Here is a 21,961-nt window from a genome sequence, read left to right on the forward strand (position 1 = left end):
GTCAGTCGGCGAATTTTTCGAAACCGGCATCCTTTCCAGTTGGTCGACCGTCCCGCCAGGCACAGTGAACTTGTCCATCCTCAACCTCCTTGCGCCTTGGTCACGGACAAACCGCGGCTGTCAATCGTGCCGGCGGGACTGCTGGAATTGGCGTTCTGCTCGACCCGGTTCGTCGGTCCCCAAAACAAGGAAGACAGATAGATCGCGGCCATCCCGGCGATGGCCAGGACATGGATCCATGTGTCGATCCTGGCCAATCGGGGATTGCGACGAGAAGGCATCGAGCTCACCCACCCATCCTGTGCCTGGGAAGTTTCACCTGGCCTATCATCACGTGGCCCTTGACTGCGTGGCGGCATGGAGCCTGGTGCGCCATTTGACATAAGGAATGCACACGATGGCGCTGACGATCAGGTGCCACAGTACGACGGCGATCACCGCCTTTTCATCGGGAAAGGTCGCGCTGGCGATGGCCATGGCGACGCCAGGATGGCGGGCGCTGCTGGCAAGCGCCAGCACCGTGCGGTTGTCTGGGTTCGGGCCGCCAAGGCTGTGACCAACGAGGACGCCGGCGACAGTGAATATGGCAAGCGCTACCAGTGTTCCATTGCCAACCATTGCCGCCATGGCAGGCCATATCTTGATCAGAACCGGGATGAAGGCAGCAATGAGAAGGACGGTCGCAAACAGCGAGAGCGGGTGCGCAAGCCGGGTCGCGAAGGACGGAAAGAACTGCCGGACCGCGAGCCCGATAACGAGCGGGAAAAACACCCCCGTGGCCACGACCGACGCGACCTTGTCCGCCGGCACGCCGATGCCAAGCCCGGCCCAATCGCCAAGCAGCGCGATACCAAGTGGCACGACGATGATCGACAGTGCGGCCATGATGACGAGCAGGCTTGCCGTGTAGGACACCGTTCCGCCGGCCTTGGTCTGCTTGCCGGGCAGGATCGGCGGCACCGGTGATAATGCCAGCGCTACCAGCGCAATCTTGACCGCCGGATGAAGATCAAACAGCAGCACCATCGCCACGGCGATCATCACCATGATGATATTCATCGACAGGAACGAACGGGCGAGCAGGCCCGGCTGCCGCAACAGCGACAACGCGTCCTGCCAACTCGCATGAAGCCCAAGCGCCAGCACCATCAGCGCCATCGAGAGGTTGATGGCCATTGGGATAAGCTGTGCGATCGTCATACCATTTCACTCATTTCACGGACCTCATTGGATGTCTGGGCCGCCGGTCTCCGGGGGGCTTGTCAGTTCACTTTCTGCACCGCCGGCGGCGTCCACGAGCCATCGGTGATGGCGGGCTTCGGCCAGTAGGAGCGGATGTAGAGCGAATAATCGCCGTCCTTTGGTGCCGGAAGCCAATTCGCTTCCTTGTCCGGTCCGGGCGATTCCGCCTGCACGTAGATCGACAGCGATCCGTCGTCGGCGTATTTCAGCGTCTTGTTCTTGGTGCCGAGCGAATAGCGCTTGAGGTCGTTGGGCGCGAAGAAGTGGTGCTCGTTGTAGAGCGTCAGCGACCAAAACCCGTTCACGGGCGGCGTTTGGCCCTTGGGAAAGGTCACGGTGTAGCTTTTGCTGCCGTTCAGCCGGTCTCCTGCCGCATCGAGGTCTTGGTAGAAATATTTTGTTTCGTTCGGCGAGTTGACCAGAATGTTGGATTTGGCGACCGCTGTGCGAGTGTAGTAGTCCGTGCCGAAGGCCGCCTCGTTCGAGATGGTGCTCCAATTGTGCGGCAGTGGTTGCCCATAGTTGCGGAACTGGAAGAGTGGGGTGACAAGTTTTTCGTCAGCCTCTTTCGCCCCCTCGATCAGGGCTGCCTTGATCTTGGGGTTATTCTTTGCGGCCTCCAGAACCGCGAGCACCTGAGCATAGCGTGCTTCCTCGCCTGGCAGCGGCGGCGCATCGGCCAGAATGGCAGGAAGCTCGTCGAAGAACTTTTCAGGAAACACGAAACGGGTTTCTGCGTCGCCGCCCCCCTCCGACGGGAGAACCTTCATTTTGCTCCAGTCGGTATGCTTCATCGTCCCGTCGAATTTTGAAAGGGGATAGACCATGACCTGCTGCAGCACGGATTGGATGGCTTTCCTGTCCTCCGCCGTGTCATCCTGAAATACCCGCGGTGCGGTGAAGCCTGTGTTGGTGGTCGAGCGGAAAACCTTGGTAATGCCCTTTGGCAATTCCCCATGCCAATTCGGTCCAACCAGAAGATAAAAGCCGGGAAGGGTCGCATACATCTTGCCAAGCTGAACGAAACTGTCCGTCCTGAGGTCGACCATTTGGTAGACCCAGAATCGGTCGCCGAAATCGGGCACTTGGACGACCGCAGGCTCGATATCGAGAGCGAGTGAACCCGCACCATAGACAACGTCCTGGTTCGGGCATGCCACATGGCGTTCGTCCGGCGTGATATAGTCCGTCAGCATGCCGACCGTGTTGAGTGGCGCAATGGGCACCGCACCGGACATCATCGGCTCTTTGACGTCTTTGAACGTGAGGCGTCGGTTGAAAATGTTGGCCATGGGCCACGCCCAGAAATACGCGTCCTTGCCAATGAGTTTCGCATACTCTTCCGTGATCCTGGCGCGGGTGTCAGGTCCGACAGGTAATGTGCGCTGCCACCCAGGAGAAATCGTGATTTGGGATTCCGCGGCCAACACCGTTCCTGCCAGCATGACGACCGCGCCTGATGCGACGGACAGTGCAAGGAAAGGTAAGGGCATTTTCATCTTCGAATCCCTCTGTTGAGCCGATGTCCATCGACTTGACCGCGCACCGCGCGGGCGGATGCCGCTCCCATCATTGTTGCTGCCCGGTTCATTTGACGATCGTCACCGGCGGCGGCGTCCACTCTCCGGCCTTCACGACTTCCTTCGGCACGTAGGTGCGGAATGTCAGTGAAAACGGCTTGCGGTCGGGCGCCGGCAGCCAATTGCTCTCAGGCACGCCAACGACGGGTTTTGGCCCGATACCGATCTTGAGCGAGCCGTCAGCCTCCGGCTTGAGATCGGAATAGCTGTTGAAATTGTAACGTTTGAGGTCGTTGGGCACGACGCGGTAATCGGGCACGCCGACCAAAATCACCGACCAATAGGCATTGACGACGGAACTCGGCAGGGATTTGGCCGGGAAGTGGATGACGTAGCTGTTCGCCCCGTCGAGCGTCTTTTCATCGGCATCCCTTGTGGCGACGAGATAAACGACTTCGGTAGGCGAATTGGCCCATATGCCGGCATAATTGGCCGAAGCCCGGCTCCAGAAGTCCACACCGTAATTACCGGCCGTGTTCGCGACCAGCCAGTGGTTCTTGTAGGGCGAAGCCTTTGTGAACACATATTTCTCGAACTCCGGCACGACCTTCTTGTGCAGCAGGGCATCGACCGCAGCCCGCGCATCGGACGAAGAGGCGATATAGGCCGCGACCGACCTCGCCTGCTGTTGCATCTGCGCAGCCACCGGCAACACGTCGAAGGCGCTGTCGAGCCTGACGTCGATGTCATCGAACATTTCCGCGCCGAGCAACTCCTTGTTGCCGAACGCCTGCACGAAGGGCGGAGCTGCGATGGCGGGTGTGCCGAGCGTGCTGACAGAGAACTGATTTTGCAGTTTCACCGCTCCTTCAGGATCCCCCTTCAACTCGACGCGGCCCAGCATCTTGGCCTTGCGCGAATGCAATTCGATACGCGCGACATCCGCCGGCAGGCTGCCTTGCCAGCCGGGCGCCACCAGCGCGAACTTGCCGAACGGTTTCGACGGGAATGTCCGCTCATTGATGTTGACGATCACCTCGGCCCATTCGTCGAGGATTTGCGCCGTATAATAGCGACCGGTAATTTCCGGTACCTCCAGCACCACGGGCACACGGTCGTCCACGGCGAACCAAGCCTCGAGATAGGCGACGTCGAAATTGGGATTGACGAAGTCCGCCGAGCCAAGCGGGTTATATTTGATCTGGTTGTAGGCGAAGCCGTCGCCCATTCGATCAATGTGCTCTTGCCGGATGACGAGCATACGTCCGAGCAGATAGACATATGCATCAGCGATGGTGGCTTCGTCCGGCCCAGCATCCGCGGCTGTGGCAAGGCTGCCAAACGGCGAAACGGCAAATGATGCCGATGACAGCAGAGTCAGCGTTTGTCTGCGATTCAAGTCCATGACCTTGCTCCACGATTCTGCCGCGATGGGAATCTGTGGCGGCGGGCTTTGCACCCGCCGCCCAGCGGCTTGTCTCAGTGGCCGGTGTTGAAGCTCTCCGCCATCTTCGCGAGTGCGTCATCAAGCGTGAAGCTCGCGGCCTTCTGACGTGGCGGGTAGTCCTTGAAGGTATTCAGGAACGGCTGCACCACGGCCTGGGCCGCCATGATCAGGTAGGCCTTGGACAGGTACCAGTCGTAATAGGTGTTCGAGGTGATATCGGCCCGCTCATAGGGGTCGGTTCGCAGGTTGAAGATCTTGGGGCAGCGCAGAACGACAAGCGGATCCATCCACAGGCGCAACGTGCCCTCGGTGCGCTGTTCCATGAACACGATCTTCCAGTTCTTCATGCGCAGCGCGACGAGGCTGCCGTCGTCGTCGAAATAGACAAGACCTTGGCGCGGGCTCGCCACGCCCTTCTTCGTCAGGAAGTCGAGAAGGTTGTATCCGTCGATGTGGACCTTGAAGGTCTTCTCGCCTGCCTTGTGGCCCTTGAGCAGCTTGTTCGGGATGTCGGCATCGCCGGCGATCGCACAGAAGGTCGGCAGCCAGTCATGGTGCTGCACGATGTCATTGGTCACCTCGCCGGCGGGAACCTTGCCCGGCCAGCGCACCAGCAGCGGAACGCGGAACGCGCCCTCCCAGTTGGTGTCCTTTTCACTACGGAACATGGTCATGCCCGCATCCGGCCATGAATTCATGTGCGGCCCGTTGTCGGTCGAGTACAGGACGAAGGTATTGTCGGCGATGCCGAGCTCGTCGAGATAGTCGAGCATCTCGCCGACATTCTTGTCGTGGTCGATCATGGTGTCGTGGTACGGCGACTGGCCTTCGCCGGCCTGGCCGATGCTCTCCGGCTTGGTGTGCGTCCGGCAATGCATGTGCGTGGTGTTCAGCCAGACGAAGAACGGAGTGCCGGCATCGTCCTGGCGCTTGATGAAGTTCTTCGCGCCAGCGACGATTTCATCGTCAATGGTCTCCATGCGCTTGCGCGTCAGCGGACCGGTGTCTTCAATCTTTTGCTTGCCGACGCGCCCCCAGCGCGGCTCCTCGGTCGGATCATCCTTGTCCGTCGCCCAGCAATGCATCACGCCGCGCGGACCGAACATCGCCTTGAACTTCGGATCCTTCGGATAGTCCGGATCCTCGGGGTCTTCCTCGGCGTTGAGGTGGTAGAGATTGCCGAAGAATTCGTCGAAGCCATGCACAGTCGGCAGGTACTTGTTCCGGTCGCCCAGATGGTTCTTGCCGAATTGCCCTGTCGCGTAGCCGAGCGGCTTAAGCACTTCGGCGATGGTCGCATCCTCAGCCTGCAGGCCGACGTCCGAGCCTGGTATGCCGACCTTGGAAAGGCCGGTGCGATAGCAACTCTGTCCAGTGATGAAGGAAGAACGGCCGGCGGTGCAGGACTGCTCGCCATAGGCGTCGGTGAACATCAGACCTTCCTTGGCCAGGCGGTCGATGTTGGGCGTCTTGTAGCCCATCAATCCGTGCGTATAGCAACTCAGATTGGCCGTGCCGATATCATCGCCCCATATGACGAGGATATTCGGCTTGCCGGATTTAGGTGATTTCGCCATCCTGTTTCTCCTTGGTTACTGCTATCTCAGTGGCATGATCGCGAATGGCTGAAGCGCCTCTCTACGGAATCACGCGCAGCCATTTCAAAATCCGCGTGACGGTGCCCTGTTCTTCCTTGTGGATTGATCGGAGTGTTTTCAAAGTGTCGGCAATGTCGTGGAGAGCCTTGCGGTTCTCCGCGCTGTTTTCGTCCGCGAGTCCGGCGATTGCGCTGTCCTGCGCCTTGCGCAGTTCACGGAGCGCGGTTCGCAGCGCGATGATGCGGGGAGTTTCCATCTCAAGGTTGCCCCATCCTTTCTCATGTTGCCGGGGCGTCCGTGAACGGGCCGACGTTGAAAACCATGCTGCTGATGGCGACGAGACCGATCAGCAACAAGATCACTGCCGTTATCAGCGTGAACGAGACGGGATATCCGCTCTGGGCATGGATCAGACCGGCATCGCGCATGGCATCGCGTTCGCGGCGCAGTCCGAACATGAACTGGACGTGGTAGATGATGCCGATGACCAGCATCACGATGCCGAGCAGGACCAGCGTCACGCCGAAATTGCGCGGCGCCGCCGCATGCGCCAGCGTGCCGGCATCCCGCAGCTTCTGGAACACCTGGTAGATGGTGAAGCCGAAACTGATCAGCGACAGCGCGGTGCGGATCACCGACATCAATGTGCGGTCGGCGCTCATGCGCGTGCGCTGGAACGACATGCCGGTGCGCCGCGACGACAACTCGGTGTTGATGCGGTCGGTCGGCGATTGGCCGGTAACGGGTTCAACGCTCATTGCAGGGGTCCTGCGAATGGGAGGATGTCGAGAAGTCACCGGCACTGTTGGGTCGCGGTGCGGACTTTCGAAGTACGTTACGGTAACGATACGTGTCGGAAGGGCCGAACGGCCGGATTCCTTGTCAGGCAGGCCGCCAGCTCACTCCGCCGCCGGATCGGCCTTTAGGATCGGTGCGAGCTGATCGGGAGCGGGGGTGTTTCGCTTTCCCTCCACGATCGCGATGGGAGCACTGACCGTCGTTGCCGCGACCTTGCCGACCGTCCCCACCGTGCCGGCAATCACCAGGCCCAGTCCGTCGCCAAGGCCTACTCGCGAGTCGGTGAGGATCTGGCCGGAGGCCAATTGAGATCCCAGCAACTTCACGATTTCAGGACTTTCGGCGAACTTGCTGTGGTTCAAGCGGTCGTCCGTCTTGACGTTGGTCAGGTCGATGACGGTTATTCCCGCCGCCTGCAGCTTCGACTTGTACGGCTCCTTTGACGGATCAATCTGGCCCACCCGGTCGACATCGCCTGAAATCAGACGCGAGATCGCAAGCGCGCGGTCGTCGCGCGAGATCATGATCGTGAATTTCGGCGTCTCTGGCCCGAGTTCGGTCCCCTGGCGCCCGAAGACATCCACATCGAGGTCGGGAGATGCAAGAATTACGTTCCTGATTTTAGGCGAGACCCGACCATCCTGCAGGGCCATTTGCCTTAGCCCTTCCATGGCGAGCCAGGTTCCCATCGAATGGGCCATCACGGTGATGTCCGTCACGGTGCGATCATTGGCCAAAGCCTTCAATGCCCGCTCGAAGGCGGTGCGGGAAAAGTTGGTGCTTTCCTTGTCGTAATTGTAATCCAGGACGCTCGCGCGCGACGGCCAGGTGAAGAGGATGGGCGTGACCTTCGCACCGGAGTCATGGACAAATTGCGCGAACCGAAAAACCGAATCCTCGTAGCGGTTGTTGAAGCCGTGGACGAAGACGAGCACATGGCCGGTTGAATTGTGAGAGTGCAGCCAATCGCCGGCCTGCGGGATCGAAAGGTTTTTTGCTGCAACAACCGCGAATTCCTTCTGGGGATTCGGCGGCAGTTTTTTCGGCCACTCGACCGTGCCGGATGCACGGTTCGGTGGAATTGAAATGGTCAGGTCGGTCAGGGAAAGTGTTGGGCTCCGCTCGCCTGTAAACAGCGTTGCGGGATTGCCGGAAGGTTTGCGGCTGGTCGCCACCAGCATTGTTACGTCAGACGCCGACGGTGACAGCGTATTGGCGGCTATCGGTGCCAACACGCCTTCCGGTCCCCCTGCGCACGCCGTCAGCGTGAGCAGGCACGAGGCCGCGACGATTTGGCTAACCCAGTTGCACATTGAGGAGCACCTGGTTTGTCCCGCCGCTCAAAACTTCCCGGAAACATCGAAGAACACCGCGTCGCCTTTCATGCGGTGCTCGACCTCGACCTCGTGGGCCCATCTCAAGGTTAAATCGACCTCGGTTTTCTCGCCGAACTTGGCCTTGTACTTGACCAGCGGGCCGACCGCGATCGAACTGCCCCTGAAGCCGTCATGGGCGTCGGCGAACGTGCCGCGGTCATCTTCGATCTGGTCCAGGAAGCCGGCGATCGCGCCCACGGACAGGTTCTCTGTCACAGCCTTTGTGACCGAGAGATCGAGGTGAGCCATCGCACCGCTGTAGTAATCGGTGTCCTGGTTCTTGGTGTTGATGTCCACGCCAAATTTGGCTGAGAAGTCCAGCCCGTGTTGTGGGATGAGATAGGTGAAACCGATCGCCGGAGTGAATGTCCAGTAGTTCATGCCGATGAAGGCAAGGTCACCCTCTTTCCATTCGCCGGTAGGCGCGGTGATCGTCAGCGACGCCGACAGCCAAGTATTCATGGCATCGTTGTGCCAGCCGAACACGAGCGGTGCGAAGGCGATGTCGCCAAGCCCGGCAACATGCTGATCCGTCCCGAAAGGGCCGACCTCGGCCGAGGCTGCCGTCCGGCCCAGCGGGACAGCGAGCTGCACGGCGTAAGTCCAGTTTCCCGGCAAGTGCAAATCGGGCACATAGACCCCGGCCAGGATTGCGGCATAGGTATCACCAGTAAGGCCCGCCGCGACGGAGCCCTTGCCGAATGGCACCTCACCACTTGCTTCGCCATGGTAATAGATGTTGGACATTGCCCAATAGGCGGCTCCCGGCGCGGGCGGCACAATGCCCGCGCCAGGTCCGGCGAAGGCGCCTGGGATATAGCGTCCGGCGACGGCCTCGGTGGCATTTGCTTGCCTGACGGGAGCGAATGCCACGAGAACAGCTGTCGCGGTCATGAGCCAGGCAGGCGATCTTGCTTTGGTCATTGTCTCCCTTTCTGCACCGGGGTCTCATTGGTCGCTAGAAATTGACCAACGAAACGCCGACCTCCATGTTGAAGTCGTAGGGCCGGTCGTTGCCGATACCGATACCTGGCCTGATGTAGCCGTTGATGGCGCCGCCGTTTGGCATCCTGCCCAGATTGAAGCCCAGGGCGACCTCCCAGGACATCGGTTCTGTCCTGGCTTCGAAATCGTAACTTGCGGTCAAGTCCGACGTCAGCCACCAGCGTCTGGCGTGCGGCTTGTAGACGACGTAGAGATCGAAATCGCCGCGATTGACATTGGGCCGGTCACTGTCGCCGGCAAATGAAAAACTTTGGATATAGGCCGGAGCGATGATGACCTCCGGGCTGGCAAAGTAGGCCCAGGTCAACCCAGGAGCGGCAACCCATTTGCCGGTGCCAAGCACGTCTTCGGACGCGGTCGGCGCGTAGATCTCGGTGCTGAGGATAAATGCCTGCCGCCTGCTCAAATAGGGAATCCAGCTCAGCTTCGCGGAAATGTCGCCAAGGCCGAATTCGTCGTCGCCGGTCAGATTGGTTGCGTCGAGCGGCACGGTCAGGCGAACCGACGCCTTTCCGTCGAAAAACGGCTCGGTGTAACGGATGTTCGTAATATCGTAGTATTCGTCCCCCGGCAGGAATCGATACTCGTTCGAGAACGACAGGGTCCGCGTCAGAACAGCAGGGTTCGTCCCCGAATTATCCTTTGCCTCCTGGGCCTCGGCGCCGCCGGCAAGGGGTAGCGCAATAGCGAAGGCTATGGCGAGGAGACTACAATTCGAGCCCGACGTTGGGGCTGCTGCTCCAGGCCCCTGGGGGCGGAAGGTGCCAGTCAGCGGGATTGCACCTACGCCAGAGCGAGTGTGTCCCATCAACATCCCCGGTCACGACCCCTCTGCTGCGCGCCCGAAGCTTTCGGCGCGTCACACAATTGAATCGGAATGCCGGGATGCGAAGTACGTTACAGTTACAGAGGCCGAAAATGCGCACGTTGCCGCCTGGTGTCATTGGCACATGCGGATGATGTCGTTTTCCAGTTCGGTGCACAGTTCTTCGTATTCAGCAATCGCGGCGCGATTTGATTTTCCCTGTTCCTTTCTCAACCGCTCAAGGGCGGTGTTGGCGTCGTCGTAGGCGCCACACAAGCCGAGCAGATCAGGATTCGTCGCGCTGAGGATTTGAAGCGTGCCGCGCAAGGCCGGCATCTTAAGCATGAGCCTTAGCAAGCCCCGACGATCATGGTCGTGTTCCAAAGGCATGGCCATAGGTTTCAAACCGGATGAATGACCTCGTGCGGAAAGCATTGCAGCAAGCATCGCCGCAGCGCGGGGCAGCGCGCCAGCACTTTACTGTTACAGCCGGGTCCTCTCCGGGGCCTGCCACGTCACCGCCTTGACGTTCGACGGCGCGATTTGGCTCCTGCCTGGGACAGCTTTCGGTAGTGTAGGCTTCTGGCGGCGTTCCCATCGGTCAATCGGCCGGAAGGCCCGCTTGTTACCGTTTCGTATCGGTATATGCGGCAGCCAAGTCTTGTGCCTGCGAGGCCAACTCCTACTCTGGCCGACTGACGCGCTCGGTCAATCGAACCGGCCTTTGCAAGGCCTGAATGCCTCATCAGCCAGCGCATCAAATCGCAGTCATCGACTTCGCAGTTTGAAGTCCTTGCCGGCGCGACACACCAAACCGTTGGAGTTCGCGATGCCAAGATATCTCATTTCCAAGAGTTTTATCCGTCCTAGTGGCTGGCTCCTTGCAGGTGCCCTGACTGTCCTGCCAATCGGCAACGCCATGGCCGACGATGCCAAGGACATACTCAAAGCCATGTCGGACTACATGGCCAAGCAGACGAGTTTTTCATTCAGCTATGACTCTTCCGTGGAAGTCGTGACGCGCGATTTCGAGAAGCTGCAGTTCGCCAGCTCTGGCAAGGTCGAGGTCGCCAGGCCCGACAAGATCAGCGTGTCGAGGATTGGCGGCTTTGCCGATGTGGAAACCGTCTTCGACGGCAAGACCCTGTCGATCCTGGGCAAGAACCTGAATGTCTATAGCCAGGTAGAGGCCAAGGGCACACTCGACGATCTGGGTGAACAACTTTCGAGCGCCGGCATTGACCCGCCAGGAGCCGATATTCTGGCGTCGAATGTCTTCGATACGCTCATGGATGGTGTCACCGACGCTCGGCACATTTCGAGCGCCTATATCGACGGCGTCGAGTGTGAGTATCTTGCCTTTCGCTCGCACGACGTCGACTGGCAGATATGGATCCAGGCGGGCGATCAACCGATCCCCAGGCGCTATGTCATCACCAGCAAGCACCTGTCGCAAGCGCCGCAATACACGCTTCAGACCAGGGACTGGAAATTCGGCTCCGATGTGGCGGCCAACGACTTCAGGTTCAAGGTGCCGGCGGATGCCAAGAAAGTCGACCTGAGCGAAATTGCGCAGATCGATGAGGTTCCAAGCCCTGAAGACGATGGAGATCAGCAATGACCAGGTTCGGCAAACTCCTGACGGCATCGATTTTCGGTGGATTCCTGTGCGCTGAAATCGGACCTGTTTCCAACCTCGCTCTCCTCGAGGCTCTGAACCCGGTTTCGGCCGCGCAGGCAAGGATCGGGCGCCCGCTGACTCCGCTGTCTTATGCCGGGGTCGCGCGCCGTACGGCTCGTCGAACAACAAGGCGTGTCATTGCGCGGCAGATTGCCGTGCTGCCGCCAGCCTGCGTCTATGGTCTCTACTACGGCAACTACTACTACAATTGCGGCGGCATTTATTATGCGAGAACAGGCGGCGTGTACGTCGAAGTCGTCGTTCGGTAGATGAGCCCGATCATGGACAGACGCACGGTGCTCGCCGGCATGCTGGCTGCAGGCCTGCCGCTCTCCAGCATCATATCCGCTCGCGCTCAGGCAGCACCTCTCGCTTCGTGGCACGAGGGGCCCGCCAAAGCTTCGATCATGGATTTCGTCGCCAAGGTCACGACGCCGTCCGGCCGTGATTTTGTCATCGCGGATGAACGTATCGCGGTTTTCGACAATGACGGAACGCTGTGGTGCGAACAGCCGATCTATTCTCAACTCGCGTTCGCATTGGACCAGGTGAAGCTGCTCGCGCCTGACCATCCGCAGTGGCAGACGCAGGAACCCTTCAGGTCGGTGATCTCCAACGACCTGGCCGGTCTGGTTCGCTCCGGCGAGCAAGGAATATTCGAGATCGTGTCAGCGACGCACGCGGGCATGACCACCGACGAGTTTGAACACGCCGTCATCAATTGGACCAAAACGGCAAAGCATCCCCGGTTTCATCGCCGCTATACCGAACTTGTTTTCCAGCCGATGTTGGAACTGCTCGAGTACCTGCGCCAAAACGATTTCAAGATCTTCGTGGTTTCGGGCGGCGGTATCGATTTCATGCGTCCCTGGATGGAAGCCGTCTACGGCATCCCGCCAGAGAGAATCGTCGGCTCATCGGGCATGACCAGATACGTCTTCGATGCGGATGGCAAACCGGCCTTGATCAAGGACGCCAAGATCGATTTCGTCGATGACGGTCCTGGCAAACCAGTTGGCATCAACAAATTCATTGGCCGCCGGCCCATCTTCGCGTTCGGAAATTCCGACGGCGATCTGCAGATGCTGCAATGGACCGCAGCTGGAAGCGGCGCGCGATTTATGGGGCTCGTGCATCATACCGATGCCGATCGCGAATATGCCTACGATCGCAAATCTTCAGTCGGAAAGTTGGACAAGGCCTTGGACGAAGCGGGGAAGGAACGGTGGACTGTCGTTGACATGAAGCAGGACTGGAAAGTGGTCTTCCCCTCCTGAAGGGCACTGGCCGCGTTGAAAATTCAATTTTGAAAATCTGGATATGTTGGGGTTGGTGGATGATGATCGGAAGACCATTTCTTGGCGCGATGGCTGCCACTGTCCTGCTTGCCGGAGGAGCCAGCCATGTTGCCGCCGCTTCGTTGGAAGCCTTGCAGGGCGCGTGGACGATGAACGGAACGGGATGCGAGGACAATTTCAAAAAGGCCGGTAAAGGCTTTGAGTACAAAGATCGGAACTCTTCGCTATCGACCGGTATCATCGTCTCCGGAAGCAATATCCTCAGGCCCAACTCGGCGTCTATTATGCACGGAGCAGCGGCGTGTATGTGGAGGTGATCGTGCAATGACCCTTGGGCATGTGCCGCCTCCCTATGGTCGATGCGGTTCATTGACACGCTGGGATCGCTCCCAGTTGCGAGGCATTCGTCGGTGACTGTAGCCCTGCCGATTATATTCCTGGCGGAAGCAGCCTTGTCGCCAGACCAGAAAGTGCTCCCAACGGCTGCGCCGCTGCTGAAGGAACGCTTTGCAACAGTTACGTACTTTTCAGCCCACACCCAGGGCGATATTTTTGGCAGCGGCCTAGAAGTGAGACAAGGTCCATGGAAATCGCGAAACCTGCTTTTAGATACCTTTTCGGAATAGTCGCATTCTTTTTTGCCGGCGGTGTCGCCGCTGCTCAGGATGGCCTAGGCCCGTTCATGCCACACAACGGCGGGACGATTACGACGGTGTGGGCGAATGCTTACGGCCCCGATTCTGAATCCTGGATACGTTTCGGCAACGTCACGCCCGACACGTTCGACATCAATTACTCCAGTTCGCGCGGCGTTGTGGCCGTGCGCCGGATCCTAGTTGCGGATCGCGTCTCGGCACGAGCGATGGTGCTGGGCTATAGCGCGAAGATGCCGCTGATCATTCCTGGGACAACGACGCTCGGGACGTCGACCGCGGTGCTTGACGAATTGCGCAAGACAGGTCGGGCAGGCTCTGCGCTGGTCTACAACACTGCGCTGGCCTCGATGCCCGGTACGTTCACCCTAGCCGAGAAAAACGCCAAGCTCGCGATCAGCGTCGATGGCACGCTGCTCAATGTTCCGGTGGTGCACGCGACCGGACTGTTCAGCTCGGGAGACAAGAGTGCAACCGGCGATTTCTACTTCCTCAGCAACCGGAACGACCCAGTGCTGGTGCAGTACAGCATTCAGTTCAGCGGGGAGGCGACGCCGCGCACCGAACGCTATGTGCTTGCCACCCCAGGAGACGACGAACGCGCCAAAATGGAGCAGGCGCTGGCGGCACGCAAAGCCTACACCACGCGCGGTATTCACTTCGACTTCGACAAGGCCTCGATCCGCAACGAGTCCGTGCCGTTGTTGAAGGGGATTGCAACGGCCATGAAGAACAATCCGCTATGGACGCTTTCCGTGACTGGCCATACCGACTCGATAGGTGGAAACGCATACAACACAAAGCTTTCCCAGGCGCGCGCGGACTCCGTCAAGGCGCTGCTGGTCAAGCTCGGCGTCACTCCCAATCGACTGTCCGCCGCCGGCGCCGGCGCGGGCAAACCCGTGGCAACGAACAAAACCCTTCAGGGGCGCGCGCTCAACCGGCGTGTCGTACTCGACCGTACCGACCGCTGACCCGGGATCGAATAGAGGAGTGCAAATACATGACTTTGGTAACGCGTTTTCTCCTGGCCGGGCTCGCGGCCTGCGCACTGGTAAACTCAGCGGTGGCCGCAGAGAAAATCGGCAACTGCGACGTAACCGGGGCAAAAGGTTCTATCCCCGTCGCGACACCGGCCGTTCCCGGACAACTCACGGTGCAGGTTTCGCTTCCGGCACCGGTCTGGTGGAATGGAACGACTGTCGACGCGATCAAGGACGGGATGGAATACTGCATGGCCGCTGAGATAGCGTGGCGTGCCGGTTATAGCAGTTTGAAGATTGTTCCGATTGACTGGACCGCGCTCGTCACCGGCAAGACCAGTGGTTACGATCTGACCTTATCGGAAGCCTCAATCACCGATGAGCGCAAGAAGGTGGTTGATTTCTCGGTCCCCTATTTCCGTTCCGACATCGGCGTCTTGACAGCCGCCAACAGCCCCGTCGATGCCACGACGATCAAGACGGTGGCTGTTGGAATTCAGCAGGGCACGACCGGCGCGGCATATGCGCTCGATGTCCTCGGCATCATCAATTATCAGGTCTACGCCGAGCGGTCGGAACTCTTCGGTGCTCTGAATGACGGGGATGTCGCAGCTGTTTTGACCGATACATCGATCGCACTTTCGGAAGCGGCGATCAATAGCGGAAAGACCAGCGTCGTCGGGCAGTACAAAACCGGCGAGACATACGGCGCCATCTACCCGAAGGACAATCCCAACAACAAGACCATCGACAAGATCATCCAGTCGCTGATTGATGACGGCACAATGAAGAAGCTGGAGACCCAATATCTCGCCGGTGCCTGGGGCGAGGATCCCGCAGCTATTCCATACTTCAATCCATGATAGGAAGTGTTCGCGCCGAGAGCGCTCTCTATTTCAGTAAGTCGCCAAGAAAGAACGGGTCGGCAAGTTCGAACATAATCGTACGGCGCTGCCGGTCGACAAGCAGGCCGTCATTCGCACCAATCGGGACATGAAAGGTCGAAGCCAGGGCACGCTGGACGAGTTGGGCGACAGTCTGGCCGATGCCGGCGTCGAGCCGCCCGGAGGCGATCTTCTGAAGCGAAGCGGTCGAGGAAAACTGGATTGTCGTTGACATGAGGTAGGACTGGAAAGTGGTGTTTCCCGCCTAAAAAGGGCCCGTTGCGAATTCAATTTAGAAGATCTGTTTACGTTGGGGTTGGTGATGACCGGAAGACCGTTTCTAGGCGCGATGGCTACCATCGTCTTGCTTGCTGGCGGCGTGAGCGATGTTGTTGCAGCCTCCATGGAGGCACTGCAAGGCGCATGGACGATGAACGGGACGGGATGTGAAGACAACTTCAACAAGCGAGGCAAAGGTTTTGAGTACAAAGACCGGAGTTCTACGCTGACAACCGGAATCATCGTCTCGGGCAGCAGGGTCCTCGGACCCAACTCCAGTTGCACGGCGGAAAAAATCTCGCAGAAAGGAGATCATTTCTCGGTACTGTTGAGCTGCTCGGATGCCGTTCTGTTCAGCAGTTTCTCCGCATCCTTCCGTGTGATCGACAAAACTCATTTCGAGCGCTTCGACCCTCAATTTCCAGAGATTTCTGTCATCTATTACAAGTGCGAGTTTTGATTGCCGGAAGCGGTTAACCGGACTGATCTGGGTCAGGATAGCCGAGGCGCGGCCATCGAAGCAGCCGACAGATGACCTTGGCGCCACCACAGGACGAGCAATGTGAGCGACAGACCTACGCCGGATGCAGATGTCACCTCTCTAACAACGGCCCTCGAGGACGTTGCAGAACGCCTTGTTTCGGGCGCCCACGCACGATACCTGGCCTTGTTCGACGCGCCAGCCGAATTCGTTAGCTTGCGGAGCTCACTCACCGCCGCGTCGACATCGGTCGTTGACCTTTGCTTCCAGATCATTCTGGTTTCAGGGATCGTCGCCGGCGCGTTCCTGTTGATAAGCCGGCAGGCAAACAGAGACGGTGCCGAGCGCAGCAGTTGGCGCCGCTTTTTATACCGTTCGGCTGCGGCTGCCGCGGCTTTGGTGATCGGCTTGCTCGTCGCGCAGCTTCTCGTTGGTCCGGGCCTGCCACTGCGGACGTTGCGACTCTGGACGGTGATGACAGTGCTCGGCTTCATCATCCTCGCCGCCATCAGATCACTGTTGATGGCATCGCGGCGACCCGAGTTCGCAGAGCGCTCCGTCCATCTGGCGGCGCTCGTGTACGACCTCTCGCTTGCCATTGGTTTTGCGATCATCGGTGTCGCCCTGTTCGCAACGTTGCGGCTCTGGAGCGTTGGGCCGGCCTTGGAGGATCTGCTGCGAACAGGTTTGGGGTTCTGATCTACCTTCTGTTTGCATGGGCGGTATGGAGGCACAGACGCACTATGGCAGCGGCTGTCGCCGGTCCGCGCCCCAGAAGCCGCTGGCGCACCCGTCTCGCCAAAATATGGCCGGCAATCGTGACCGCGTTCCTGACAATCACCTTTCTCAGCACTCAGGCCGCGCTGACCCTGGGAGCATCGCTTCGTGGGTCAGCCGTTCTGCTGACCACCTTGATGTTTCTCGCAGCGCCGCATCTCGACGCAATGATCGGGAACTGGGCGCAGCGCGGATTGGAGTCCCCTGACATCTCGATCTTGGCAGCGGCAGGGCGACAGACCGCCCGCTTCACCGTCGTGGCTATCATGATTGCCATGCTGGGAACACTATGGGCGACACCGCTGGCTGCCGGGTTCGGCATAGATCTGCGAGAGGTCGCCAAGGGCGCATCCGGCGTGGCGTTGATCATGTTGGCGGCGGCGTTTATGTGGAACGTGGTAGGCGCGGGGACGGCTCGCGCCATGCGCGCGGAGTTACCCGCAACGGGTGTCGACGAGGAAGTGGGTGCACCGCGTTCACGGCTGGGCACGCTGGTGCCGCTGCTCAGCGCGATCGGCAAATCGAGCATTCTGGCCTTGGCGCTGCTCTCGATCCTGGTGTCGATCGGGGTCAATGTGTGGCCGCTGATCGCCGGCTTGAGTGTGTTCGGACTGGCCATCGGCTTCGGCTCGCAGACGCTGGTGAAGGACCTAGTCTCCGGGCTGTTTTTCCTGATCGACGATGCATTCCGCTTCGGCGAATATATCGAAACGTCAGGCGCCAAGGGGACCGTAGAAAAAATCTCGGTCCGGTCGGTTTCCTTGCGCCATCAGCGCGGTGCCTTGGCGACAATCCCCTATGGCTCGATTGGCAAGATCCAGAATTTTAGCCGCGACTGGATGATCGAGAAACTTACCTTTCGCGTTGCATTCAACACCGATGTCGAGAAAGTCCGCAAGATTTTCAAGAAGATCGGCCAGGATATTTCGGCCAACCCGGAACTTGCTGGAGATCTGCTCGCCCCGTTCAAGAGCCAGGGAATTGCCGAGGTTGAGGACGGCACGCTGGTTATCCGGGCCAAATTCATGGCGAAAGCGGGCAGAAACTTCATGATCCGCCGCGCCGTTTTGATCGCCGTGCAGCAGGCATTTCAGGAGAACGGCATTCAGGCCGTCCCAAAGCCGCTGACATCTAATTTCGGGGCATCTGCATGAGCATACCGGCTAGTCATGATCGCGCTAGCGGTTGCTACGCACGCTGGCTCCAAAAGGCGGCGATCTCCCTTTCTCAGCTGCGGATCACCTCGCGGCCGCCGCCCGCCGCGCCGCCCGCGCGCAGACGCACGACCACAGCTTGAATGGAAAGGCGTCTTGCGAAGGCACGCCATCTGGAAGGGCAGAGGCGGCGTTTCCATAGGTATGGATGTCCTGCCTATGCGAACAATCACGGCAAGCGCTATCGATGCTACATCTCGAACCGGCTCAAGGTCGCTCGGCGCAAGGACGACAATGGTTGGAGCGTGCCAGCCGATGTACTGGAAGGGTTCGTCGATCAGCAGCTAGTTGCTTTGCTCAACAACAGATTGCGACTGGCTGAATGGATCGAGCGATACGCATCCAAGGATGCGATCGAGAGTGGATTGAGCGAGGCGGGCGGGTTCTTGAACGGCTCGCCAGCACGTCATGAAAAGCGTAGATCGATTGTCAAAAGCGCGATTGTGAGGATGACGCTCTGGCCCGAGACCATTGAGCTCGCAATCAATCCTGCCGCCTTGGCGAGGGTGATCCTAGAACCACAGGGCGACAGACAATCCGATGCAACCAGCTCCCAACAACCTGTCATCGCGAGCGAGGCTCACAAGGTTATGGTCGCATGCAAGATTCAAAGGCGTGGAAATGGGGCACGGCTGATCATCGGAGACCAACCCAAACCCAGCAGGGCTGCTGACCCGAGCCTCATTAACCTGCTGGTTAGGTCACACTCGATGTTGTCGGCGCTGACAAATGGCTCGGCTCGCAGCATCTCCGAACTCTCGAAAGCGACTGACATCCATCGCGCTGACCTAAGCAAGGCATTGCCTTTGGCCTTCCTCTCTCCGGCGATCGTGGACAACATTCTGGCCGGCAATCAACCCGTCAGCATAACCGCCCGGTGGCTCGCTCGGCTCGCCGATCTTCCTGTTGATTGGAACCAGCAGCAGTCCCTTCTAGGTTTTCAATCACCGCTTGGTCCAGAAGCCGGAACACGCATTCGACTCCTCTGCATCGGCCACCAAAACAATAGGGCACGGAAAGCCGGTCAGAGAGACGGGCTCCGAAAATAGGGCGAAAACAGAGACCGATTGCGCGTCTCAGCCCGACCGTCTAGAGGGGGCTCCGGCTAACCCTCGGATAAGCCGAGTGAATTTCAAGCCACCTAGCATAGCCCAATTTTGCTGTGACTGAGTGGTGATCCCGACAGGAATCGAACCTGTGACCTACAGATTAGGAATCTGCCGCTCTATCCTACTGAGCTACGGGACCACGCGGCCCGACACATAGCCGCTTCGGGTCGTTTCGCCAAGAGGCCGGCCGAACGCAAATCGGCCAGCCTTTTGTACAGCGCTCGTCAGGCGGCGAGCGCGGTTTCCGCCAATTTCACCCAGTAGCTCATGCCGTGCGGGATGGCCTCGTCGTTGAAATCATAGTTCGGGTTGTGGAGGCCGGCGGTGTCACCGTTGCCGATGAAGATGAAGGCGCCGGGGCGGGCTTCCAGCATGTAGGAGAAATCCTCGCCGCCCATCACCGGCTGGATGCCGCGGTGGACATGGGCGTCGCCGGCGACATTGGCCGCGATGTCGCTGGCGAACACCGTCTCTTCGGCATGGTTGAAGGTGACGGGGTAATTTGCCTGGTAGTCGACCTCGATCTTGGCGCCGAAGGCGGTCGCCAGGCCGTCGCAGATGGTGCGGATGCGCTCTTCCGACTTCTTGGCGATCTCCTTGCGCAAGGTGCGCACGGTGCCGGCGATCTCGGCCGATTCGGGAATGATGTTGTAGGCATCACCGGCATGGAATTTGGTCACCGACACCACCACGGCCTCGACTGGATCGGTGCTGCGCGAGGCGATCGTCTGCAGCGCGCCGACCAGCTGGCTGGTGATGACGATCGGATCGATCGTGCCGTGCGGCATCGCGGCATGGCCGCCCCGGCCCTTCACGGTGATGGTGAATTCGGCCGTCGCCGCCATGATCGGGCCCGGGCGAATGGCGAACTGTCCGACAGGCAGGCCCGGCATGTTGTGCATGCCGAACACTTTTGCGATGTCGAAGCGCTCCATCATGCCGTCCTTGACCATCTCGTTGCCGCCGCCGCCGCCTTCTTCCGCCGGCTGGAAGATCACCGCCACCGAGCCGGCGAAATTACGCGTCTCGGCGAGGTATTTCGCAGCACCCAGCAGCATCGCCGTGTGGCCGTCATGGCCGCAGGCGTGCATCTTGCCGGGAACGGTCGAGGCGTAGGACTTGCCGGTGATTTCGTTGAGCGGCAGCGCATCCATATCGGCGCGCAGGCCGATGGTGGCGCCTTCGCCCTGGCGGCCGCGGATGATGCCGACAACGCCGGTCTTGCCGAGGCCGGTGACCACATCGTCGCAACCGAACTCTTTCAGCTTTTCGGTGACGAAAGCCGCCGTCTTGAAGACGTCGAAGTTCAGTTCCGGTGTCTGGTGCAGATGCTGGCGCCAGCCGGCGACTTCGTCCTGCATTTCAGCGGCGCGGTTCAGGATTGGCATGATGGTTCCATTTCGTCGTTGGAGCAGCCGGCTTCAGCCTGGTGTTTTGCAATTGTGCCCGGGGTTTTACAATTATGCCCGGGGTTTTGGAATTGTGATTGTCAGGTACTTTGCCATGTTGGCGTCACATAGGGTAAATAGCACCGCACCGATGCGGTCCGTTTTTGAGGGTCGGACTCATTATGCTGGCGGTCACGTAACGAAATCTTACGGAGCCGGGGGCAATCAGGGCAAGAGGCGATTTCGGATTCGATCATGCGGCACAGGCATTTCCTCAAACTATTCTCGGCCGGCGCAATCATGCTGTCGGCCCTGGCTGGGTCGGCGCTGGCCAATCCGGTGGTTGTCTTCGACCTGAAGAACGGCCAGATCCTGCAGCATCAGGATGCCTTCAAGCGCTGGTACCCGGCCTCGCTCAGCAAGCTGATGACCGCCTATGTGACCTTCCGGGCGATCGCGGCCGGCGAAGTCCAGCTCGATTCGCCGATCAAGGTGACGAAGCACTCCGCCGGCGAGCCGCCGAGTAAGATGGGTTTCAAGCCCGGCTCGGTGATGCGGCTCGACAATGCGCTGAAGATGATGCTGGTCAAATCGGCCAATGACATCGCTATGGCGGTCGGCGAGAATGTCGGCGGCTCGCAGGCCGCCTTCGCTGAAAGGATGAACGCCGAGGCGGCCCGGCTCGGCATGAACGGCACCCATTTCGTCAACCCGAACGGCCTCTACTCGCCCGACCAGTACACGACGGCGCGCGACCTTTCGGTGCTGGTGATGGCGATCCGCCGCGAGTTCCCGCAATATGCGCCGTGGTTCTCGATCGAGGGTCTTGCCGTCGGCAAGAAGGCCATTCCGAATTACAATCTCCTGATCGGCCGCTATCCCGGCGCCGATGGCATGAAGACGGGCTTTGTCTGCCCTTCCGGCTTCAACATGATCGGTTCGGCGACGCGCAACGGCCGCACGCTGGTCGCGGTCGTGCTTGGCGAGAAGTCGGCGGTCAGCCGTGCCGAGGCCGCGGCAAAACTGCTCGACCAGGGGTTTGATACGCAAGCCGCCGGCACCGCCACCATCGCAACGCTGGCGCCTTACGGCGACACGGTCTCGCCCAACGACATGCATGACGAGATCTGCAAGAAGAAGACAAAGGAGGAGCAGTCGGAAGCACCGCCGGCCGAGGCTCCCAAGGATGTGCCGAAGTCGCCTTATCAGGAAAAGCTCGACCATGTGCCGACGCTGGTTGCCGTCGGCCTCGGCGGCGCTACCGGTCCGGCACCGAAGGCGATGCTCGACCAGGGCGGCCAGGAATATGCCGACGTGCCAATCCCGAGCTGGCGGCCCGACAAGCCGGTACCGGCCGGCATCGGCCCGAAAGTCGTGGGTACCGCCGCACAAGGCGATCAGCCGGCCAAGGTCGCGAACTAAC

General features: G+C 59.6%; 24 protein-coding genes and 1 tRNA gene. 11 read left to right on the forward strand and 14 right to left on the reverse strand.

Features of this window, described 5'->3' with window-relative positions:
• Window positions 1-80: 80 nt before the first annotated feature.
• The 11 genes from AC0V7N_RS09475 to AC0V7N_RS09525 form a co-directional block, all read right to left on the reverse strand.
• On the reverse strand, window positions 81-257 hold the full coding sequence (locus tag AC0V7N_RS09475) for a hypothetical protein (protein WP_475456719.1): 177 nt from the start codon (window positions 255-257) through the stop codon (window positions 81-83).
• 73 nt (window positions 258-330) lie between these two features.
• Complete coding sequence (locus tag AC0V7N_RS09480; RefSeq protein ID WP_475456721.1) at window positions 331-1,200, reverse strand: bile acid:sodium symporter family protein; 870 nt, start codon at window positions 1,198-1,200, stop codon at window positions 331-333.
• Window positions 1,201-1,262: 62 nt separating this feature from the next.
• A complete protein-coding gene (locus AC0V7N_RS09485; protein ID WP_475456723.1) occupies window positions 1,263-2,741 on the reverse strand; it encodes a DUF1254 domain-containing protein in 1,479 nt (492 codons plus the stop codon).
• An 88-nt stretch (window positions 2,742-2,829) separates the two neighbouring features.
• Complete coding sequence (locus tag AC0V7N_RS09490) at window positions 2,830-4,167, reverse strand: DUF1214 domain-containing protein (protein WP_475456725.1); 1,338 nt, start codon at window positions 4,165-4,167, stop codon at window positions 2,830-2,832.
• A gap of 74 nt (window positions 4,168-4,241) precedes the next feature.
• A complete protein-coding gene (locus AC0V7N_RS09495; protein WP_475456727.1) occupies window positions 4,242-5,786 on the reverse strand; it encodes an arylsulfatase in 1,545 nt (514 codons plus the stop codon).
• Between the two features lie 61 nt (window positions 5,787-5,847).
• Window positions 5,848-6,063, reverse strand: coding sequence for a hypothetical protein (locus AC0V7N_RS09500; RefSeq protein ID WP_475456729.1), 216 nt, complete (start codon window positions 6,061-6,063; stop codon window positions 5,848-5,850).
• 22 nt (window positions 6,064-6,085) lie between these two features.
• On the reverse strand, window positions 6,086-6,565 hold the full coding sequence (locus AC0V7N_RS09505) for a YidH family protein (protein WP_475456731.1): 480 nt from the start codon (window positions 6,563-6,565) through the stop codon (window positions 6,086-6,088).
• A gap of 141 nt (window positions 6,566-6,706) precedes the next feature.
• Entirely contained in the window at window positions 6,707-7,918 is a 1,212-nt protein-coding gene (locus AC0V7N_RS09510; protein WP_496627808.1) for an alpha/beta fold hydrolase, read from the reverse strand.
• 27 nt (window positions 7,919-7,945) lie between these two features.
• Entirely contained in the window at window positions 7,946-8,728 is a 783-nt protein-coding gene (locus AC0V7N_RS09515) for a SphA family protein (RefSeq protein ID WP_475456733.1), read from the reverse strand.
• 211 nt (window positions 8,729-8,939) lie between these two features.
• Window positions 8,940-9,794 (reverse strand): transporter family protein, encoded by an 855-nt coding sequence (locus tag AC0V7N_RS09520; RefSeq protein ID WP_475456735.1) that lies wholly within the window; start codon window positions 9,792-9,794, stop codon window positions 8,940-8,942.
• A gap of 132 nt (window positions 9,795-9,926) precedes the next feature.
• Entirely contained in the window at window positions 9,927-10,238 is a 312-nt protein-coding gene (locus AC0V7N_RS09525; protein ID WP_475456737.1) for a hypothetical protein, read from the reverse strand.
• A 277-nt stretch (window positions 10,239-10,515) separates the two neighbouring features.
• Between AC0V7N_RS09525 and AC0V7N_RS09530 the strand changes: the two genes are divergently transcribed.
• The 6 genes from AC0V7N_RS09530 to AC0V7N_RS09555 all read left to right on the forward strand — a co-directional run bounded on the left by AC0V7N_RS09530 (window position 10,516) and on the right by AC0V7N_RS09555 (window position 15,269).
• On the forward strand, window positions 10,516-11,412 hold the full coding sequence (locus AC0V7N_RS09530) for a DUF2092 domain-containing protein (protein ID WP_475456739.1): 897 nt from the start codon (window positions 10,516-10,518) through the stop codon (window positions 11,410-11,412).
• Complete coding sequence (locus tag AC0V7N_RS09535) at window positions 11,409-11,741, forward strand: hypothetical protein (protein ID WP_475456741.1); 333 nt, start codon at window positions 11,409-11,411, stop codon at window positions 11,739-11,741. Before AC0V7N_RS09530 ends, AC0V7N_RS09535 begins: the two co-directional genes overlap by 4 nt.
• Before the next feature lie 12 nt (window positions 11,742-11,753).
• Window positions 11,754-12,749 carry an HAD family hydrolase gene (locus tag AC0V7N_RS09540; protein ID WP_475456743.1) on the forward strand — a complete coding sequence of 332 codons (996 nt, stop codon included), beginning with the start codon at window positions 11,754-11,756 and terminating at the stop codon, window positions 12,747-12,749.
• Window positions 12,750-12,808: 59 nt separating this feature from the next.
• Window positions 12,809-13,087, forward strand: coding sequence for a hypothetical protein (locus AC0V7N_RS09545; protein ID WP_475456745.1), 279 nt, complete (start codon window positions 12,809-12,811; stop codon window positions 13,085-13,087).
• 266 nt (window positions 13,088-13,353) lie between these two features.
• Window positions 13,354-14,397 carry an OmpA family protein gene (locus AC0V7N_RS09550; protein WP_475456747.1) on the forward strand — a complete coding sequence of 348 codons (1,044 nt, stop codon included), beginning with the start codon at window positions 13,354-13,356 and terminating at the stop codon, window positions 14,395-14,397.
• A 29-nt stretch (window positions 14,398-14,426) separates the two neighbouring features.
• A complete protein-coding gene (locus AC0V7N_RS09555) occupies window positions 14,427-15,269 on the forward strand; it encodes an ABC transporter substrate-binding protein (protein WP_475456749.1) in 843 nt (280 codons plus the stop codon).
• Between the two features lie 28 nt (window positions 15,270-15,297).
• On the opposite strand, the gene AC0V7N_RS09560 is transcribed toward AC0V7N_RS09555, so the two are convergent.
• Window positions 15,298-15,525 carry a hypothetical protein gene (locus AC0V7N_RS09560; protein ID WP_475456751.1) on the reverse strand — a complete coding sequence of 76 codons (228 nt, stop codon included), beginning with the start codon at window positions 15,523-15,525 and terminating at the stop codon, window positions 15,298-15,300.
• An 87-nt stretch (window positions 15,526-15,612) separates the two neighbouring features.
• Between AC0V7N_RS09560 and AC0V7N_RS09565 the strand changes: the two genes are divergently transcribed.
• From AC0V7N_RS09565 to AC0V7N_RS09580, 4 genes are all read left to right on the forward strand, one after another.
• Window positions 15,613-16,029, forward strand: a complete 417-nt coding sequence (locus AC0V7N_RS09565; protein WP_475456753.1) for a hypothetical protein — start codon at window positions 15,613-15,615, stop codon at window positions 16,027-16,029.
• A gap of 102 nt (window positions 16,030-16,131) precedes the next feature.
• A complete protein-coding gene (locus tag AC0V7N_RS09570; RefSeq protein ID WP_496627810.1) occupies window positions 16,132-16,749 on the forward strand; it encodes a twin-arginine translocation signal domain-containing protein in 618 nt (205 codons plus the stop codon).
• Window positions 16,750-16,793: 44 nt separating this feature from the next.
• Window positions 16,794-17,981, forward strand: a complete 1,188-nt coding sequence (locus AC0V7N_RS09575; RefSeq protein ID WP_496627811.1) for a mechanosensitive ion channel domain-containing protein — start codon at window positions 16,794-16,796, stop codon at window positions 17,979-17,981.
• Window positions 17,982-18,124: 143 nt separating this feature from the next.
• The gene (locus AC0V7N_RS09580) at window positions 18,125-19,090 is read left to right on the forward strand and encodes a hypothetical protein (RefSeq protein ID WP_475456757.1); all 966 of its coding nucleotides are present in this window, start codon (window positions 18,125-18,127) and stop codon (window positions 19,088-19,090) included.
• Between the two features lie 122 nt (window positions 19,091-19,212).
• Here the strand turns inward: AC0V7N_RS09580 and AC0V7N_RS09585 are convergent.
• Both AC0V7N_RS09585 and AC0V7N_RS09590 read right to left on the reverse strand, forming a co-directional pair.
• Window positions 19,213-19,289 (reverse strand) — tRNA-Arg (locus AC0V7N_RS09585).
• Between the two features lie 85 nt (window positions 19,290-19,374).
• Window positions 19,375-20,538: a M20 aminoacylase family protein gene (locus AC0V7N_RS09590; RefSeq protein WP_475456759.1), complete on the reverse strand. Its 1,164-nt coding sequence runs from the start codon at window positions 20,536-20,538 to the stop codon at window positions 19,375-19,377.
• Between the two features lie 255 nt (window positions 20,539-20,793).
• Between AC0V7N_RS09590 and AC0V7N_RS09595 the strand changes: the two genes are divergently transcribed.
• Window positions 20,794-21,960 carry a D-alanyl-D-alanine carboxypeptidase family protein gene (locus AC0V7N_RS09595; protein WP_475456761.1) on the forward strand — a complete coding sequence of 389 codons (1,167 nt, stop codon included), beginning with the start codon at window positions 20,794-20,796 and terminating at the stop codon, window positions 21,958-21,960.
• Window position 21,961 lies beyond the last annotated feature (1 nt).

Source organism: Mesorhizobium kamtschaticum, assembly GCF_056174585.1.